Origin of the sequence: Streptomyces sp. LN549 (assembly GCF_043203805.1) — a bacterium.
GTDB lineage: Bacteria > Actinomycetota > Actinomycetes > Streptomycetales > Streptomycetaceae > Streptomyces.
Genome location: NZ_JAZHRI010000002.1, coordinates 8,177,173 through 8,195,774, shown reverse-complemented (window position 1 = coordinate 8,195,774; position 18,602 = coordinate 8,177,173). Strand labels below are relative to the sequence as shown.

16 protein-coding genes are annotated in these 18,602 nt (G+C 71.8%); 6 read left to right on the top strand and 10 right to left on the bottom strand.

The window, feature by feature from the left end; all coding sequences use genetic code 11:
• Positions 1 to 41 precede the first annotated feature (41 nt).
• From SH922_RS36405 to SH922_RS36390, 4 genes are all read left to right on the top strand, one after another.
• Positions 42 to 1,136: a LacI family DNA-binding transcriptional regulator gene (locus SH922_RS36405; protein ID WP_393063792.1), complete on the top strand. Its 1,095-nt coding sequence runs from the start codon at positions 42 to 44 to the stop codon at positions 1,134 to 1,136.
• 158 nt (positions 1,137 to 1,294) lie between these two features.
• On the top strand, positions 1,295 to 2,644 hold the full coding sequence (locus SH922_RS36400; RefSeq protein ID WP_393062805.1) for a M60 family metallopeptidase: 1,350 nt from the start codon (positions 1,295 to 1,297) through the stop codon (positions 2,642 to 2,644).
• Between the two features lie 21 nt (positions 2,645 to 2,665).
• Positions 2,666 to 5,077 carry a polysaccharide lyase 8 family protein gene (locus SH922_RS36395; RefSeq protein ID WP_393062804.1) on the top strand — a complete coding sequence of 804 codons (2,412 nt, stop codon included), beginning with the start codon at positions 2,666 to 2,668 and terminating at the stop codon, positions 5,075 to 5,077.
• Positions 5,078 to 5,110: 33 nt separating this feature from the next.
• Positions 5,111 to 7,048: a DUF2264 domain-containing protein gene (locus tag SH922_RS36390; protein WP_393062803.1), complete on the top strand. Its 1,938-nt coding sequence runs from the start codon at positions 5,111 to 5,113 to the stop codon at positions 7,046 to 7,048.
• Between the two features lie 22 nt (positions 7,049 to 7,070).
• Here the strand turns inward: SH922_RS36390 and SH922_RS36385 are convergent, their stop codons facing one another.
• The 10 genes from SH922_RS36385 to SH922_RS36340 all read right to left on the bottom strand — a co-directional run bounded on the left by SH922_RS36385 (position 7,071) and on the right by SH922_RS36340 (position 16,408).
• Positions 7,071 to 7,661: a GAF domain-containing protein gene (locus SH922_RS36385; RefSeq protein WP_393062802.1), complete on the bottom strand. Its 591-nt coding sequence runs from the start codon at positions 7,659 to 7,661 to the stop codon at positions 7,071 to 7,073.
• On the bottom strand, positions 7,658 to 8,308 hold the full coding sequence (locus SH922_RS36380; RefSeq protein WP_393063791.1) for an ATP/GTP-binding protein: 651 nt from the start codon (positions 8,306 to 8,308) through the stop codon (positions 7,658 to 7,660). Before SH922_RS36380 ends, SH922_RS36385 begins: the two co-directional genes overlap by 4 nt.
• A gap of 124 nt (positions 8,309 to 8,432) precedes the next feature.
• Complete coding sequence (locus SH922_RS36375) at positions 8,433 to 8,804, bottom strand: DUF742 domain-containing protein (RefSeq protein ID WP_148017001.1); 372 nt, start codon at positions 8,802 to 8,804, stop codon at positions 8,433 to 8,435.
• Between the two features lie 2 nt (positions 8,805 to 8,806).
• Complete coding sequence (locus tag SH922_RS36370) at positions 8,807 to 9,241, bottom strand: roadblock/LC7 domain-containing protein (RefSeq protein WP_350994283.1); 435 nt, start codon at positions 9,239 to 9,241, stop codon at positions 8,807 to 8,809.
• Between the two features lie 7 nt (positions 9,242 to 9,248).
• Positions 9,249 to 11,189 (bottom strand): ATP-binding protein, encoded by a 1,941-nt coding sequence (locus tag SH922_RS36365; RefSeq protein WP_393062801.1) that lies wholly within the window; start codon positions 11,187 to 11,189, stop codon positions 9,249 to 9,251.
• A 370-nt stretch (positions 11,190 to 11,559) separates the two neighbouring features.
• The gene (locus tag SH922_RS36360) at positions 11,560 to 12,555 is read right to left on the bottom strand and encodes an alpha/beta hydrolase (protein WP_393062800.1); all 996 of its coding nucleotides are present in this window, start codon (positions 12,553 to 12,555) and stop codon (positions 11,560 to 11,562) included.
• Positions 12,552 to 13,265, bottom strand: a complete 714-nt coding sequence (locus SH922_RS36355; RefSeq protein WP_393062799.1) for a C39 family peptidase — start codon at positions 13,263 to 13,265, stop codon at positions 12,552 to 12,554. Before SH922_RS36355 ends, SH922_RS36360 begins: the two co-directional genes overlap by 4 nt.
• A 180-nt stretch (positions 13,266 to 13,445) precedes the next feature.
• Positions 13,446 to 14,471, bottom strand: a complete 1,026-nt coding sequence (locus SH922_RS36350; protein WP_393062798.1) for an ArsR/SmtB family transcription factor — start codon at positions 14,469 to 14,471, stop codon at positions 13,446 to 13,448.
• A gap of 131 nt (positions 14,472 to 14,602) precedes the next feature.
• Positions 14,603 to 15,868, bottom strand: a complete 1,266-nt coding sequence (locus tag SH922_RS36345; RefSeq protein ID WP_393062797.1) for an MBL fold metallo-hydrolase — start codon at positions 15,866 to 15,868, stop codon at positions 14,603 to 14,605.
• 99 nt (positions 15,869 to 15,967) lie between these two features.
• Entirely contained in the window at positions 15,968 to 16,408 is a 441-nt protein-coding gene (locus SH922_RS36340; RefSeq protein ID WP_393062796.1) for a PPOX class F420-dependent oxidoreductase, read from the bottom strand.
• Positions 16,409 to 16,626: 218 nt separating this feature from the next.
• Here SH922_RS36340 and SH922_RS36335 point away from each other — a divergent pair, with 218 nt between their 5' ends.
• Together SH922_RS36335 and SH922_RS36330 are read left to right on the top strand one after the other, a co-directional pair.
• Positions 16,627 to 17,217, top strand: a complete 591-nt coding sequence (locus tag SH922_RS36335) for a carboxymuconolactone decarboxylase family protein (protein WP_393062795.1) — start codon at positions 16,627 to 16,629, stop codon at positions 17,215 to 17,217.
• 149 nt (positions 17,218 to 17,366) lie between these two features.
• On the top strand, positions 17,367 to 18,575 hold the full coding sequence (locus SH922_RS36330) for a Glu/Leu/Phe/Val dehydrogenase dimerization domain-containing protein (RefSeq protein WP_393062794.1): 1,209 nt from the start codon (positions 17,367 to 17,369) through the stop codon (positions 18,573 to 18,575).
• Positions 18,576 to 18,602: the final 27 nt, after the last annotated feature.

Here is an 18,602-nt window from a genome sequence, read left to right as displayed (position 1 = left end):
TAGGCTCGGCGTCACACAACAGCCACCAGGGGGTGAGCCGGATGCGCCGGCAGAGCACGGCCGCGGACGGACAGCGGCGGGCGACGGTCACCGACGTCGCACGGCGCGCAGGCGTCTCGACGGCCACCGTCTCCCGCGTCCTGAACCGCAACTACCCCGTCGCGGAGGCGACTCGGGAACGGGTCGAGTCGGCCATGCGCGAGCTCGGCTACGTGGTCAACGCGCACGCCCGCGCGCTGGCCGGCGTCTCCAACCGCACCGTCGGCATCATCGTCAACGAGGTCATCGACCCCTTCTACGCCTACATCGCCCGCGGTGTGGAGCGGGAGGCGGCGCTCGGCGGACGGCTCTGCCTGGTCTGCTGCACCCAGGGCGACCCCCAGCGCGAGCTGGCCTTCATCGACCTCATGCACGAGCGCAGGGCGGACGCGGTGGTGGTGGTCGGCGGGTCCATCGCCGACCGTGGCTACACCTCCGAGCTGGCCCGCCGGGCCCGCGAGCTGGACGCGGGCGGCTCCAAACTGGTGCTGTGCGGACGGCCTCCCCTGGGTGAGGGTGCCCCGACCGCGGCCGTCGAGTACGACAACGAGGGCGGCGCCTTCGCCATCACCGACCATCTGCTGATGCAGGGCCACGAGCGGATCCTCTACCTCGGCGGTCCGCCCAAGCTCTCCACCACCCGTGACCGGCTGGCCGGCCACCGTCGCGCCCTGGAGCTGCGCGGGATCGCAATCGATCCCGAGCTGGCCCAGCCCGGCGCCTTCAGCCGTAACTTCGGCTACCGGAGGATGGCCGAACTACTGCGGGACGGGCCGGAGTTCACCGCGGTCTTCGCGGCCAACGACATGGTGGCGGCGGGTGCCGCGCAGGCGTTGGAGGAGGCCGGCGTGCGGGTGCCCAAGGACATCTCGCTGGTGGGGTACGACGACATCCCGGTCGCCCAGGAACTGCGTCCCCGGCTGACCACCGTGCATGTGCCGCTGGAGGAGATGGGCCGCCAGGCCGTGCGGCTCGCCGTATCGGGCGGGGACGAGGACGACTGGCGCGAGCCGACCACGGGTGCACTGCGGCTCGGCACCCACATCGTGGTACGCGATTCCGTGGCACCCCGGGCAGGTAGGTCCAGCCGTATGTGACCGGTTACTTCGTTCCTGTCCGCAGTTGGCCATAGAAAATCGCAGTAACTTCCCGACTTCCCTTGCGACTCGACAGCAACCGCTTACATGCTGACGGACGCCCCACCCCGCTCCGCACGCTTCCGCCCCTCATTTCGTTTCTGCAGGGAGAGTTCCGCATGCGTAAGTTCAGCTCCTCCACCCCTGTCTCCCCCTCGGTAGGCCGCCGCACCGTACTCGCCGCAGGCGCGGGAGCGGTGGTCGCACTCGGCGCCACCGCCACCTCCGCTCAGGCCGCAGCCGGCAGCCGACCGGTCTCGCTGACCGTCACCGCCCGTCCGGCCGCCGAGGCCGAGCGGCTGCGGCTGGGGCAGGCCCTGCGCGGCTCGGAGTTCCAGCCGACCGGTCTGTACGCCCCCGCCGGCGCCCCGCTCTCACTCACCGTCCAGGCGTACGACGATCTGGTGCCCACGCTCTGGATCGGCGCCTGGGACTACTACGGCGAGATCACCGAACCACGCGGCTACCCGCTCACTCCGGGCGCCAACACCGTGACCGACCCGCACGGCGGACCGGTCTATCTGACGCTCACCGGACGCGGCGAACGGGCGGGCGTGGTCTTCCGCTCCGGCACCGCCGCCATGCCCGTCTTCACTCTGGGCCGCACGACCGAGGCCGAGTACCAGCACCGGCTCGACACCCTGACCGCCTCGCCCTGGGTGGAGCTCCACGGGCCGAACACCATCATGACGCTGACCCGCGAAGGCGCCCTGCTGTACCGCGGCGAGGACCACGCCGCGCTGCTCCGGCTGGTCGAGACGATCATCGACTCGCACGCCCGGATCAGCGGGCTGGACGGCTCGAAGCCGGTGCACCGCCGCAAGGCGGGGCCGTACCACTTCACCGAGGTCAGCAAGGTCCCGACCGGAGTCGGCGCCTACGCCACGCACGGCTACAACGGCTTCCCGAGGGCCTATCTCGACCGGGCCACCACCGTCGAGGGTCTGCGGACGCGCGGCTGGGGGCTCTACCACGAACTGGGCCACCTGCACCAGCAGATGGCGTACAAGCCGGGCGGCCTGACCGAGGTCACGGTGAACATCTACTCGCTGGCCGCGCAGCGCACGCTCAAGCAGCCGTCCAATCTGCTCACCGTCGACCCGGTGACAGGACTCACCGCCTTCCAGACCTCACGGGCGAAGTTCGGGACTGCCGGGCTGACGTACGAGAAGTCCTTCGGCGCGTACGAGAAGCTCGTGCCGCTGCGGCAGCTGGAGCTCGCCTTCGGGGACGACTTCTGGCCCCGGCTGCACAAGCTGGTGCGCGAGGAGAACCCGCAGTCGGACTACACGGAGAACGCCAAGCGGTACCGGGCGCTGGCCACCTACTCCAGCCGGATCGCGGGCTACGACCTCACCGACTTCTTCGTGAACACCTGGGCGTTCCCGGTCGACGCCGTCGGCAAGGCCGAACTGGCGGCCCTCAACCTGCCGCAGCCGCCCGTCGACCCGAGCACGCTCACCGACTGACCGCGCGGAGAAGGAGTCACCATGGAGCTGAGCAGAAGGACCCTCCTGGCCGCGGGCGGCGCCACCATGTCCGGAGTCCTGACGGCGGGTGCGGCGCGGGCCGCGGAGCCGGAACGCGCGCCGCAGAGCGCCGAGGTGGATTTCGACGGTTTGCTGGTCCGGGCCGAAACCCTGCTGACCGGGGGCGCGTTCGACCCGTCGGACCCCGACTTCACCGCCGGCGTCGCCGCATTGGACGGCACGGCGAAGGGACTCTGGGACACCCTGGACCGCAGCGCGGGCCGCACCACGCTGTGGACCGATCTCACCCCCCTCACCGATCCGGGGAACTTCGGGCAGAGCTACACGCGGCTGCGCACGCTCGCGACCGCGTGGGCCACCCCCGGCACTTCACTGTCGGGCAGTACGGAGACGGCCGACGCCCTGATCTCCGCGCTGCGGTTCACGTACGACACCGCCTACCATCCGAGTGCCCGGGAGAGCGGCAACTGGTGGTTCTGGGAGATCGGCGCGCCTCGAGCGCTGATGGACGCCTGCGTCCTGTTGCGCGGACGTCTGCCGGCCGGCGACCTCACGGACTATCTGGCGGTCGTCGACCGCTTCTGCCCGGACGCGGACCGCCGCACCAACTCCCCCACCCTCTCCGAAACCGGCGCGAACCGCACCGACAAGGCCGTGATCGTCGCGCTGCGCGGGCTGCTCGGCAAGGACGCGGCCAAGGTGGCGTCCGCCCGCGACGCGCTCTCCGACGTACGAGACTCCGGACGCAACAGCCTTTTCCGTTATACAAGTTCGGGTGACGGGTTCTACGAGGACGGCTCGTTCGTCCAGCACGACGTGGTCGCGTACACCGGCTCGTACGGCACCGTGCTGCTGGGCGGCGCCGCCTATCTGCTGTCCCTCCTCGCCGGCTCTCCGTGGGCGGTCGCCGACCCGAAGGTCTCGGTGATGTACGACGCCGTGGAGCGCAGCTTCGCACCGGTGATCTTCGACGGACTCATGATGGACGCGGTGCGCGGACGCGCCGTGTCCCGGCAGCGCGCCGGCGACCACCGGGACGGCGCGACGGCCGTCGCGGCGATCCTGCTCCTCGCGGCCGGTGCACCGGCCGACCGGGCGGACCGCTGGCGGGCGCTGGCCAAGGGCTGGCTGACCCGCAACCGCGCCACCCCGTTCACCGGCCTGGCCACACTTCCCCAACTCGCCCTCGCCAAGGCCGTACTCGACGCCCCGGACATCCCGGCCGAGACCCGTACGACGGGCAGCTTCGTCTTCGCCGACATGGACCGCGTGGTGCACCGCCGCCCCGGCTGGGCCTGCGCCCTGTCGCTGTCGTCCAAGCGGATCTCCGCGTACGAGGCGGGCAACGGCGAGAACCTGCACGGCTGGTACACCGGCGACGGCATGACGTACCTGTACGACGGCGACGACCTGGGGCAGTTCAACGACGGGTTCTGGCCGACCGTCGATCCGTACCGGCTCCCCGGCACCACGGTCGACACGCGTGAGCGCGCCGACCTCGGCACGGGCGGCGGGACCTCCACCTACCGGCCGGCGAACGCCGTCGCGGGCGGTGCGGTGCTGGACGGCCGGTACGGGGCCGCCGCGATGGAGGTGAGGGGTGCCCAGGGCAGCACCCTGCGGACCAGGAAGGCGTGGTTCCTCCTCGACAATGCGGTGGTCGCCCTCGGGTCGGGCATCACCGCGAGCGACGGCCGGACGGTCGAGACGGTCATCGAGAACCGCAACCTCGGCGCGGACGGCCGCCACCGCCTGCTGGTCGACGGTGTGCCGCAGCCCGTGGACCAGGGCCGCGCGGCCGCGTTCGCCCCGGCCCGATGGGCGCATCTCGAGGGCACCGGCGGCTACGTCTTCCCCGGCACCACCGCCCTGCGCACCCTGCGCGAGCAGCGCACCGGGACCTGGCGGTCGATCAACACCGGGGCGGACACCGGGGGCAGCACCGATCCGGTCACCCGGCGCTACGTCACGCTGTGGGTGGACCACGGGATCTCCCCCACCGACGCGGGTTACGCCTATGTGCTGCTGCCCGGCGCGTCGGCGGCGGCCACCGCGGTGTGGTCGCACTCGCAGCCGGTGCGGATCGTCGCGAACGACGCCACCGCGCAGGCTGTGGAGGACCGCAGGACCGGACTGACCGCGGTGCACTTCTGGGGCGCCGGTTCGGCGGCCGGGATCACCTCATCCGGTCCGGCGACGATCCTCGTGCGGCGACGGGGCGCGCAGGTGTCCGTCGCGGTCGCCGACCCGGGCCGGACACAGACCGTGGTCTCGTTCGAACTCCCCTTCCATGTCGGGTCGGTGGCGTCCTCCGACGACACCGTGACCCTCGCTCCGGGACCCCGGCCCGTCCTCACCGTCGCCGTCGGCGGGTCCCGGGGCCATACGCACCGCGCCGAACTCGTCCGGTAACCACTCACACCGATTCCTGGGAGCAGCACCACCATGTCCGTCGCCCCGCATCTGCATCTGCCGCCGACCGACCGGATCCTGTCGTCACGTACCGGCTGGACCCGGGCGCACTGGGAGGCGACCGCCGACCGGATGCTGGACGCGCTGACGCCGTACGCGACCCCCGGATTCGCGCAGTACCGCCTGCCGGGCCGGGGCAGCTGGTCCGGGGTCGTGTCCGACGGGCTGGAGGGGTTCGCCCGGTCGTTCCTGCTCGCCGCCTGCCGGATCGCGGGCGCGGGCGGGGCCGTCGACCCCGCGCTGACCGAGCGGTACGCGGCCGGTCTCGCGGCCGGCACGAACCCCGCGAGCGGCGAGGCCTGGCCGCGTCTGACGGACTGTTCGCAGCAGATGGTGGAGGCGGCGTCGGTCGCCGTCGCGCTGCACGAGACCCGGCCGTGGATCTGGGACCGGCTGGACGCGAAGGTCCAGGAGCGGGTCGTCGACTGGTTCTCCGGATTCGTCGGCGGCCGCACCTGGGACAACAACTGGCGGCTCTTCCAGGTGGTGTCCGAGCAGTTTCTCGCCTCGGTGGGAGCCCCGTACAGCGCCTCGGACATCGAGGAGGGGCTGGACAGGATCGAGGACTGGTACGTCGGTGACGGCTGGTACACCGACGGGGACGGCCGCAACTTCGACTACTACATCGGCTGGGCCATGCATCTGTACCCGCTGCTGTGGGCCCGGATCGCGGGCCCGGACGGCGACGGCGGCCGGGCCGCGGTCTACCGGCAGCGGCTCGGCCGCTTCCTGGAGGACTACCAGCACTTCTTCGGGGCCGACGGCGCCCCCGTCCACCAGGGCCGTTCCCTCGCCTACCGGTTCGCCGCACTCGGCCCGGTGTGGATGGGCGCGCTGTCCGACTGCACCCCGCTCGCGCCCGGTCTGACCCGCCGGCTCGCCTCGGGCACCCTGCGCCACTTCGCGGAGCGCGGGGTGCCTGACGAACGTGGACTGCTGACACTCGGCTGGTACGACACCTTCCTGCCCTCCACCCAGCCGTACTCCGGTCCCGCGTCGCCGTACTGGGCGAGCAAGGGATTCCTCGGCCTGCTGCTTCCCCCGGACCACGAGGTGTGGACCGCGCGCGAACTCCCGCTGCCCGTGGAGGAGTCCGACACGTACACCGCGCTGCCCGCACCCGGCTGGCTGCTGCACGGTACCCGGCACGACGGCATCGTCCGGCTCGTCAACCACGGCAGCGACCACAATCCGCCCGGACCCGGACCCGCGGACATCGAGGCGGGCGCCGACCCGGACAAGGACGCGGGCGAGGACGATCCGCACTACGCGAAGTTCGCCTACTCGACGGCGACGGCACCCGAGTCCGCCCCGCACGCCCTGGCCCGTACCGTCGACGGCCATCTGGCGCTGATCGCCCCGGACGGCACCCCGTCCCGGCGCCGCCGGATCCATCCGCTGCGCTGCGAGGACCGCGTCGCGGCCTCGTGGTCGGCGGCGCGGCTGCCCGGTGACGAGCGCGCCTACCGCATCGAGACGACGAGTGTGCTGCACGGCCCGTGGGAGATCCGGGTGCACCGGGTCGAGGCGCCCGAGGGAGCGGTGGTCAGGGAGGGCGGCCACGCGGTCGCGGACACGCAGAGTCCGTTCGCCTCGTCGGGGCCCGACTGGGCCCTCGCGCGCACGGCGGAGGGGCTGAGCAGCGCGCTGGTCGCACTGTACGGCTGGGACGGGGGTGCGGAGGGCGCCGCGGTGGCGCGCGACGTCGAGTCCAATGCCCACGGCCCGCACTCGGCGGTCCCGTATCTGCGCAGCGCACCGCAGGCGGGCGGCCGCAGCGTCCATGTCTCGCTCGTCGTGCTGTCCCGCGACAGTGTTCATCCCGAGGCGCTGCGCACGGCCGTGCGGGTGCGGGTGGACGGCGACTCGGTCGTGCTCACCTTCCTGGACGGCCGCACGGTCGAGGCCTGACCGCGGACCTGTTGTCGGGCGTTCAGCGCCCGAGGATGTTCTCCTCCCGCTGGTGAATGTGCCCGACGAGTTCCTGCGCCAGGGACTTGATCGTGTCCAGCCCCGCCCGTCCCCACGGGCGGGGCACGATGTCGACAGCGCAGACGGCGCCCAGGGCGATGCCCGTGCGGTCGATGAGGGGCGCTCCTAGATAGGAACGGATGCCTATGTCGTCGACGACCGGATTCCCGGCGAAGCGCGGGTAGTCGCACACGTCCTCCAGGACCAGCGCCTTGCGCCGGACGACGACGTGCGGGCAGAAACCGTGATCGATGGCCACATAGCGGCCCCTGCGGCCGCTTCCGGCTGCCGCGGCCCCCAGGTCGGAGCCCTTCCAGGTGCCCGCCGGGGTGTGCAGCCCGGCGAAGAACTGACGGTTCCCGTCGATGAAGTTGACCATCGAGAAGGGCACCTCGGTCACTTCGGCCACCCGGTCGGCGAAGGCGTCGAAGTTGTCGAACGAGGCGTCGGACCGCTCGCCCAGGCCGAGGCTGCGCAGCCTCTGGGTCCGGACCTGGGCGTCGCTGTCGACGGGCGTCAGCAGCAGCCGCCCGAGGGCGTGCGGGGTCGTCACGGATGGGCTCCGTAACTTCCGTAGCCGGTCAGCGGGGCGGGTTCGGCGGTGGCGTTGATGAGGTGCTGAACCAGGGTGACCAGCGCGCCCGTGCCCGAACTCGCGATGCGTGCGTCGCAGAGGACGACCGGGACCGCCGGCGCGAGGTCGAGGGCCGCCCGCACCTCCTCCGGGCCGTACCGGAAAGCACCGTCGAACTCGTTGACGGCGACGATGAATCCGATCCCGCGCCGTTCGAAGAAGTCGACGGCCGCGAAGCACTCCTCCAGTCTCCGGGTGTCGGCGATCACGACCGCTCCGAGTGCGCCCTGGGAGAGTTCGTCCCACATGAACCAGAAGCGCTCCTGTCCGGGCGTACCGAACAGATAGAGCACATGCTGCTCGTCCAGCGTGATGCGGCCGAAGTCCATCGCCACCGTGGTGGAGGTCTTGGACTCGATGCCTTCGAGGCTGTCCGTCGCCGCGCTGACCTGGGTCAGCAGCTCCTCCGTACTCAGGGGCGCGATCTCGCTGACCGCGCCGACGAACGTCGTCTTCCCGACGCCGAAACCCCCCGCCACCAGCACCTTGAGCGCGACGGGGAATCCCTCGGGGCTGCCGGGGGCCTCCTCGTATCCGGACGTGCCGGCCTGGTCCCCGTACCCCATGTCGCCCGGCGGGACCGAGTATCCGCCGCCCGGCGGGACCGTGTATCCGCCGCCCGGGGCGTCCGCGTATCCGACGTGTCCGGGGCTTGCGGTCCCCGCGTACGGGTCGGAGCCGTCGAAGCCGTCAGAGCTGTCGTCGTAAGCCATCGAGCACTGCCTCCAGCAGGGATCGGTCGGTGGGCATGTCATGGAAGGCGGGCGGGTGCGCGGTGACCGCGCCGCAGTCGACGAGGTCCGAGAGCAGGACCTTGGTGACGACCGCGGGCAACCGCAGGTGCGCGGCGATCTCGGCCACCGAGGTGGGACCCCCGCACAGCCCGAGCGCCACGGAGTGCTCGGGTCCGAGGTGGGTCTGCGGGACGGTCCCGGTGGCCATCACCAGGGAGAGCAGATCGAGCACGGTCGTGGGACGGGTGCGGCCGTTGCTCACGGTGTAGGGGCGGATGAGGCGGCCTGCCGCATCGTCGAGCAACGGCCCGTCCTGCGTGGCCGGCACGGTCACAGCCCCGTGGCGCCCGGCACCCCGGCCGCTTGTCTGGTCGGGGTCATCAGATAGGGCCGGACGCTCTTGACCAGCATCGTCATCTCGTAACCCAGCACGGCGGCGTCGGCGTTCCGCCCGGCGAGCACGGCCAGACAGGTGCCGGAGCCGGCGGTGGCGACGAACAGGAGCGTCGAGTCGAGCTCCACCACCACCTGGCGGACCTCTCCGTTGTCCCCGAACCGGGCCCCCGCACTGCGGCCGAGCGAGTACAGGCCCGCAGCCAGCGCGGCCATGTGGTCGGCGCTGTCGGCGTCCATGCCGTGGAGGGATTTCACCAGCCCGTCGGCGGAGAGCAGGACCGCGCTGCGCGTGTACGGCACCCGCTGTACCAGCCCGCTCAGCAGCCAGTCGAGGTCCGAGACCTGACCGGACGGCATATCGGTCGCCATGGTGCATCTACTCCTTGGTGGTGTTCACGTGCGCTTCGAGTGGGTCTTGATCGCTGTGGTACGAGCCGGCCCGGAGGAGTTCCACGGGAGCGGCGCCGCGGACCGGGAGCGGGTCCAGCGGTGCCCGGACCGGTGCCGGAGCTCCCCGGCCGGTCCGCACGTCTCCGGGCCCGCCGGAGTCCGGCGACGTCACGAATCCTGGGTCGGCGTCCGGTGCGCTCTCCGCCTCGGACTCCTCACGCGCCTCGGCGAGGTCGATGCCGCGCCGGAAGGCCGCCACCAGACCCGGGTCGTGCAGGGTGGGCTCCTCCTCGGTGCGCGGTGCGGGAGCCTCTCTGAGCTGCGGGACCAGGTGTTCCTGGTTGGCCCGCCGGGGGAGCTGGGGCCTGCCCATCGTGCCGCGCACGACACCGGTCTCCTGAGGGAGTGCGGGCACCTCGTCGTCCGTGGAACGGATGCCGGAAGAGGCATCGGCGGGGGTGGGCCGGTCCAGGCGTTCGGCGCGCAGCGGGAGCGGGGGGCCCTCGCCCTGGCGCGGCGTCTGCTGCGGTGCCTGGTGGAGCCGGAGTTGCTGCTGCGGTACGTAGGGGCGACGCTCCGGGTCGGGGGCGGGGGCCGGGCTGCGGCGTCCTGCGGTGCCGTCCGGGGGTGGCGGACGGTGCACGGGGCCGAGGGGTGGGACCGGTGCGCCGGTGGCCTCGCCGGACCCGTCGTCGTCGGCGCCGAGCAGGGACTGCGGGAGGACGAGCACGGCCTGGGTGCCGCCGTAGATGTTGCTCTGGAGCCGCACGGCGATGCCGTGCCTGCGGGCCAGGGACGCCACGACGAACAGGCCGATCCGGCCGTCCTGGAGCAGACGGGCGACATTGACCTGGTCGGGGTCGGCCAGCAGGGTGTTCATCCGCTTCTGCTCGTCGCCCGGCATGCCGAGACCTCGGTCCTCCACCTCCAGGGCGAGACCTGCCGTGACGCGCTGGGCGCGGAGCAGGACCTGGGTCTGCGGGGCGGAGAACACGGTGGCGTTCTCCACCAGTTCGGCCAGCAGGTGGATCACGTCGGCCACCGCGTGCCCGCGGAGCGTGCCGTCGATCGGGGGTACGAGTTTGACCCGCGGGTACTGCTCGACCTCGGCGATCGCCGAGCGCAGCACCTCCGTCATGGTGACCGGGTTGCTCCACTGGCGTCGGGAGACGGCGCCTCCGAGGACGGCGAGGTTCTCGGCGTGCCGGCGGATGCGCGTGGCCAGGTGGTCGACGTGGAAGAGGCCCTTGAGCAGATCGGGGTCCTCGACCTGGTTCTCCAGCTCGTCGAGCAGCTGGATCTCGCGGTGCACGAGTGACTGCAGACGACGGGCGAGGTTGACGAAGACCTCCACCTTCTGGTCCTCGCCGGTGTGCTCGGACAGCCGGGACGCCTGGACGACGGCGGCCACGGCTCCCTCCTGCTGGCGTCCGAGCTCCTGCGCGAGCAGCTCGAAGGGGTCGCTGCCGGGGGCGACGGGCGGCGCGGGGCGCCGCGCGGGCACGGGTTCGCCGTTGCGGAGCTGTTCCACCACCCGTTGCAGGTCGGCCTGGCCCTGTGCGCTGGCCCGGCGCAGGGCCAGGCAGCGGCCGAGGACGGTGGTCGCGACCCGGTTGGCGGCCAGGAAGGCGGCCACCATCGCGACGACCGCCAGTCCGCCCGCGGCGCCGAGCGCCGTCCAGAGCTCCGTGGACGGCCGGACGTCGCCGGCGCGGGCGGTGTAGATGACCGCCGCGGCGCCGGCCAGTGCGACGGCGACGGCAGGCAGGACTGCGGTGCGCAGGAGTTGGGGGCGTATGCGCGTCTCGGGAGACGGCCGGGCAGTGCGCGGCCTGGCCGCGGCCGAGTGGGAACGGGGACCCGGTCGGCCGTGCCGCCCGCCCTCTCGTCGTTCCGGTCGCGCGTCGGGTGCGCGAAGTTGAGACATCAGCGTCCTCGGTACGTGGGGCACCAGGAATCGGCATTCATGTGGTGACACCTACGGTGGTCGGTCATTCTCGGGTCATCGGCCGGGCAGGCTCGGAAAACATGAGCCCACCGTTGATCACCGGACACACACGGTAGTCGCCCGGTGTGAGAGCGCGACGTGCAGTTGTGGAACTTGCCCGCCATCCGTCCCGCTCTGGTATGACCTCTCGTACGCGCAACCGATTTCTCCGGGTGAATACAGAGTGGGCCGGCACCCGATCGGCGGTACCGCCGGCAGCCGTACGACGCCGGAACACCCGCACGGTGCCCGCGGACGCGGCAAGCCCCCTCGACGGCGTCGAGGGGGCTTGTTGGGGTGGCGCTGCCCGCTACGCCTTGCGGAGCCGGGCGATGATGCCGTCGAGGTCGCGCTGGAACATGTAGTCGCGGAAGACGTGTCCGCCGGGCTCCTCGTGCCACTCGTGCGGGATGCCGGCGTTGCCGAGGAGCGCGCGGAACTCCCGCTGCCCGGCCAGCACCTGGTTCTCGTTGACCTGGTCGAACCAGTTGACCGGGTCGGGGCTGGTGCCCGCGACCAGGAAGACCCGCTTGTTCCGGTAGCTCTCGATCCGCTCGACCGGATTGTCGGCGCTGACCCGGGCCTGGTCCCACAGCGGTACGCCGTATACCGTGCCGCCGGCCAGTTCCACCGCCGCGGACGAGGCGTTGGCCCAGTGGCCGACCAGGCCCGCGTCACGGCGCAGACTGGCCGGACCGGAGTGGGCACTCACCGAGGCGAAGTGGCCGTAGTACTTGGCCGCGTACTTCAGCGCGCCGAAGCCGCCCATCGAGAACCCGGCGACGGCCCGTCCGTCGTACTCGGCGTACGTACGGAAGTTCGCGTCGATCCAGGGAAGCAGCTGAGCGATGTGGAAGGTCTCCCAGTTCCGGGGACCGGCGTTGGAGCTGACCGGGTTGGAGTACCAGCCCGCGTGGCCGCCGTCGGGCATCACGACGATGACCGGCCTGCCTGCCGTCCAGGCCCTGATGCCCGCACGGTCGAACGTGATGAAGTCCTGGTCCGTGCCGCCCCCGTGCAGCAGGTAGAGAACGGGGTAGCGGCTGCCACTGGTGTGGTAGCCGTCGGGAAGCAGGACGTTGACTCCCGGGTTCCAGCCGATCGCGTCCGTCGCGAACCGGTAGTAGCGCATCCGGGGGTCGCTCTCGTTGCGGTCCACGATGCGCAGCCCGAATCCGTCACCCGCGGCACTGGCCGCCGTTGCCGTGGCGAGGACACTGCCGGCGCCCAGCGCCATCGCCGCGGAGAGCCCGCCGACGGCCCTGATGACGCTTCTGCGGGTGGGACGGCCCTCGTTCGCGCTCATGCCGAGTATCCCTTCGGCGGGATCAGCGTGGCGAGCTGGTCGAAGGAGATCCAGTAGATCTGGTTGCCGCTGAAGGAGGCGGGGTCGGCTATGAGTACGGTGCGGTCCACCTCGTCGTAGCCGAAGACGGTGAAGTAGTGGTAGATCGTCTGGTCCGACGGATAGCCGGGCGGCTGATTGCCGGGCGGGGCCACGATATTGGCCACCAGCGGGTAGTTGCGGTCGATGTCGAAGACGATGTCGTACCAGAGGAGGTCCCGCTGTGCCTGGGTGGGCGGGTCGTTCGGCATCTCCTTGGTCTCGTACCAGCCACCGCCGAGGTTGGCGTTGAGCACGCTCGTGACCTGGCCGATGTGGTCGGTGCCCGCCTCGGTGGTGCCGAGCTGCCAGGCCAGGTCTCCCTGGCTGGGCGGCGCCATCCGGGCGGAGAGCGCGATGCGGGTGGCGGCGGGGCCGCACCAGTAGCCGGTCTCCTGGACCTGGTAGTCGATCTGCAGCCAGTGCGCGCTCTGCGTACGTCCGGCGGCGACGTCCAGCCGGGTGCCCGGACGGTTGTGTCCGCTCACGACGGCCGTACCGGCCTTCGAGCCGTGCGCGAGTACGGAAACGGACGGGGTGTGCGGTACGGGCGACGCCTGGGCCAGGGTGGGCTGGAGAAGGGCTCCGACTGCAGCGACGGCAATCGCGGTGGACACAAGTCTCTTGCGCATGAAGGCTCCTGAGGAGGGTGGGGGTGGCCTTGCGAGCAGAAACGGATTCGGGAACCGCTCAGCTGTGCGGGACCGCGGGATCAGGGTCGCCGTTGCCGCACGAGGGGCGCAAGCGACGAAAGTTCAGACTTACGGCGGTACTTGAATGACCGTCACGTCTCAGCGGTCACCGTCCGGGCTTCACGCTCCGTGCTCCGGTGACCGACGGGTCCGCTCCTCCGCGGCCAGCAGGGCCCTCCCTTCGGCGGTCGCGACATGGAAGGAGCGTCCGGACTTGCGCACCGTGGCCACCAGTCCCGCCGCACGCAGCACGTTCAGGTGCTGGCTGACGGCGGGGTGGGTCACGTCCAGGAGCCGGGCCGCCTCGACGGTGGAGCAGCCGGTGCGGGTGGCACGCAGGATGCCCGCACGGGTGTGCCCGAGCAGGGGCCCCAGAGGCCCGGAGCCTTCCGCGGAACGGGACCCGGAGGCGGTGGCCGGGGGCGGTCCGGCCCAGTCGGCCGCGTGGTGGATCGGATAGACGAGAACGGGCGGCAGGTCCCCGTCGGCCAGCGTGATCGGCGTCGGCCAGCAGAAGAACGACGGCTGGAGTACGAGCCCCCGGCCGCGCAGGCGCAGGTGCTGATCGACGGGATACGTCACTTCCAGGACGGGCGGACGCCAGCGGAACTGCGGCCCGAGCCCGGCCAGCAGGCCCTCGGTTCCCCCGTCGAGCAGACTGTGCAGCCGGACGGCGCGGTCGGCGTCGATATGGGCGTGGACGCGCTGCCAGTACGGTGCGAGCGCTTCGCGCTGGTACGTACCCAGAGCTCCGCCCAGACGCCGCAGGGCTTCGGTGTCGCCTCCCGCCAACGAGTCGACCCAGCTGGGCAGTCGGAGCGAGGACGCCAAGTGGGTCAGGTCGGTCCGCAGCCGTGGCCGCGGGGTGCTCATCAGGGTGTCGATGGCTCCCTGCAGCGTGGCGCGGTCGCCGGACGTGGGGGTGAGGAAGTCGGGCGAGTAGCCACGCGGGGGCAGTAACGAGGACAGCAGCCGGGGGCTGTCGGAGAGTCGCGGTCGCACCCAGCGGCGCCAGGCGCCGAACACCCTTTCACCGTCGCGCCGTTGCAGCGTCTGCACGCTGTTGCTGATCTCCCAGAGGAAGTCCGGGCCGGGAGCCACCCTGACCCGCGCCAGGTCCTCGGACGTGAAGTACACCCGCAGCATGGCCGCTCCCCCGGGAAAGTGAGCTCCTCCGGGCGCAGCGTACCTCCGTTCGACCGCCCTCCCGCCCCGTTCGGACGTCACCGCCCCGGCCGTGGCGGTGAGCCCCGTCCTCTCCGGCCGGCGCGTCCGTCCTACGCCTGGGCCGCCCGGTCCCGGTCGCGGTCGAGGGAGGCAGCGGCCTTGGCCCCGCCGGGAAGCTGCACGTGCACGGGAGGCCAGTTGCCCCACCCCGGTGCCGGTTCGGCGGCCACACCGCGCCACCAGGGCTCGACGGCGGGCGGATCGGCGGGTTCGAACGGCTGGCCCGGTCGCGGGGCCGCCATCGTCACGCCGGCGAACTGCGTGGCGCGCATGGACCATTCGGCGGGTTCGGCCCACGGGTGCAGGGCGAGGTTGAACGTGCCCCAGTGGATCGGCAGCATGACGCCGGCCGACGGGTCGTCGCCCTGGAGGTCGAGATGGGCCTGGACCCCCTCGTCGGGGCTCATGTGGATGTCCGGCCAGGCGCCGGGTTCCGGCTTGCTGTCCGTCTGGTCCTTCGGCCAGTACTGGCTGTACGCGCCGATCTGGATCATGGTGGCGTCGAAGGGGCCGTGCTTGGCGCCGATCTCCTTGAACCCGGGGAAATAGCCGGTGTCACCGCTGTGGTAGATCCGGTGCTCGGGCCCTGTGACGGCCCAGGAGGCCCAGAGCGTGTGCTGCTGGTTGCGCAGACCGCGGCCACAGAAGTGCCGGGCCGGAGTGGCGGTCAGGCTGATTCCGGCGACGGTCGTGGACTCGTTCCAGTCGAGCTCGTGGATCCGGTCCAGGGGCACGCCCCAGCGCTCCAGGTGCGCACCGACACCGAGCGGCACCGCGAAGACCGTGGCCGTGTCCGCGAGGGAGCGGATGGTCGGGAGGTCGAGGTGGTCGTAGTGGTCGTGCGAGATCACCACCACGTCGACCGGGCCGAGGGAGCCGAGCGGCAGCGGTGCGGGGTGCACGCGCTTGGGACCGGCGAAGGCGAAGGGCGAACAGCGCTCACCCCAGACCGGGTCGAAGAGCACCCGCCGTCCGTCGATCTCGGCGAGCACGCTGGAATGCCCCATCCAGGTGAGCCGCAGACCGGAGGCGGGGGGCTCGGCGAGGTCGGCGAGGGTGGTGGCGTGCACGGGCACGGTCCCCGTCGGCGCCCTGAGGACCCGCTCCTCCTTGCGGAAGTACACCTTCGCGAACTCCAGGGCGGACCCGGACGGTCTGGTCCGCGCCCCCACCGGGTTCTGGAAGACCCCGTCGGCGAAGTTCGGGGAACGGCGGATGCGCTCCATACGGGCGCCGCCGGGGTCGGCCCCGAAGGCGGCGGGACGCAGCGCACGCAGCCTGGTGCGGAGCGGGAGTGTGGAGTCGGCGCCGGTCACAAGATCTCCTGAGGGAGTCGGTATCGTCTCATTATGGACAGGGGGGACGAGTGTGCGAGAGCGGAGCACCCAACGGGATGGTGCTCCGGAAGGACCCCTTCAGCCACGCTGCTGCCCGTACACGTGCTCGACATGGAGCCGCAGGACGATCCGGCGGTCCCTGACCATGGCCTTGCGGTAGTCGTCCCAGTCGGGGTGCTCGCCCTGGACGTCGCGGTAGAGCGTGATCAGTTCCGCCACGGTGGCGTCGTCGGGGTCGGCGGCCACCGGCGTGAGCTCGGCCGTGCCGTCCACGACAGTCCACGCCCACCGGTCCTGGCTGGTCACGTGGTAGCTCGCCCGCGGGTCCCGCAACAGGTTCCGGGTCTTCGCCCGGCCCTCGGTGACCGAGACGCGGACGATGCGCTCGTCGGGGTAGTAGAAGTGGTTCACATTGGACAGCTGCGGTCTGCCGTCCCGCCTGAGCGTGACCAGCACACCGCCGCCCTCCTCGGCGACCAGCCGTAGCAGCCCCTGCTGTTGCGCATCGAATCCCGTCATGCCGGATCCAACGTCCGGTCCGCCCGCAGGATTCCGTATCCGGCGCGGACTCGGTCCGCATACGTCCGGATCCGGCCATCACCCGCCGCTCCCGGTCACTCCCCCGGGCGCACCGATGTCACGTCCTGCGGCCGCCGCTCGTCGCACCCGTGTCAGCAGGCCGGCGGCGGTGCCCCCACCGCCCCGCCGGCACCGAGCCGTACCGAAGGAGACCGGTCATGACCGCCCGCATCTCGCTCGACCCGCCCCGCAGCCTCCTGTTCCGCGCCGTCTCGTGGCACTCGAACCGTACGTACGGAAAGGTCGCCGATCCGCTGCGCGCCAGTGCCCACCACACCGGGGTGCTGTGGGCCTACTCCCGGTTCGAGCTGTCCGTGGGCCGCTGGAAGAAGCTGGACCCGCAGCTCAAGGCGCTGGCGGTGATGGCGTCCGCGGCCACCGTCGGGTGCAGCTGGTGCATGGACTTCGGGTACTGGGTGAACCACAGCCAGGGCATGGACCCGCGCAAGCTCAGCGAGATCCCGGCCTGGCGCGACAGCGACGCCTACTCCCCGCTGGAGCGCGATGTGCTGGCCTACGCGGAGGCCATGACCGTCACTCCGCCGCAGGTGGAGGACGAATTGGTGGACCGGCTGCGCGGTTCGCTCGGCGAGAGTGCCCTGGTCGAGCTGACGACGATGATCGCGGTGGAGAACATGCGGTCGCGGTCCAATTCCGCGCTCGGCCTCACCAGCCAGGGCTTCAAGGACCGGTGCGAGCTGCGGCCGCCGAGCGCCTCCGGACGGCGCACTCCGGCCACGGACCGGTGAGGCGCCGCGGGCGGCATTGACAGCGCGCCCCCGCCTCCCGATACTGACTGGCGATTCAGTAAATGATCGTCGGCCGGCATCGGGGGCGGCGGGTCCGCCCCCCGGTATCCACGGCACCGCCCCGATCGCCGTGACCGAGGAGTGCCCCGATGACGACACCTCCGGTGTCCCCGCCCGCCCCGTTGATCTCACTGACCTGGACGGACCACGTCACAGGCCACCAGGGGCACCTCGTCGTGGACCGGCTGGTGCGTGGGGTGTCCAGTGGCGGGCTGCGCATGCGTGCGGGGTGCACGCTGGACGAGGTGGCCGGGCTGGCCCGCGGCATGACCATGAAGGAAGCCCTCCACTTCGACGCGGCCCGGCCCGGTGCGCGCTACATACCTCTCGGCGGCGCCAAGGGTGGCATCGACTGCGACCCCCGCGATCCGGCGGCGTACGGCATCCTGGTGCGCTATCTGCGGGCGATGCGTCCGTACGTGGAGAACATCTGGACGACCGGCGAGGACCTCGGGCTCACCCAGGACCTGGTCGACCGGGCCGCCATGGAGGCCGGGCTCGTCTCCACCGTCCAGGCGGTCTACCCGCTGCTCGACGACGAGACCGCGGCGCGCCGGCGGCTGGCCGACGCCTTCGCCGTCGAGGTGGACGGCATCGGCCTGGACGAACTGGCCGGGGGCTGCGGAGTCGCCGAGTCCGCGCTCGCCGCGCTGGACGGGGCCGGGATCGCGTACCGCGACGCGCGGGTCTCGCTCCAGGGGCTCGGCACCATGGGCGGGGCGACCGCCCGGTTCCTGTCCCGGGCCGGCCTGAGGGTGGTCGCCGTCGCCGACATCAAGGGCACGATCGCGAATCCGGCCGGTCTCGACGTCGAGGCGCTGCTGGCCGCCCGCGACGCCTACGGCACGGTGGACCGCGACGTGCTGCGCGACACCGATCGGGAGCTGCCCGCCGACGCCTGGCTGGCGCAGGAGGCGGACGTGCTCGTGCCCGCGGCCGTCTCCTACGCCGTCGACCTGACGAACCAGGCCCGGATCAAGGCCCGTTGGGTGGTAGAGGCGGCCAATATGCCGGTCCTGCCCGAGGCGGAGGCACTGCTCACCGCACGCGGGATCACGGTACTGCCCGATGTGGTCGTCAACTCCGGCACCAACGCCTGGTGGTGGTGGACCCTGTTCGGTGACATCGGCGCCGACGCGGACGAGGCCTTCGCACACATCCGGCGTTCCATGCGCGCCCTCATCGAACTCGTGGTGGCCCGCGCCGCGGCGGACGGCTGCACTCCGCGCGCGGCGGCACACGCCGTCGTCGCCGACCGGCTGCCGGTGATGGCCGACCGCTTCGGCTGGTACCGCTGACCGCGGGACCGGAGCCGCCCGGACCCA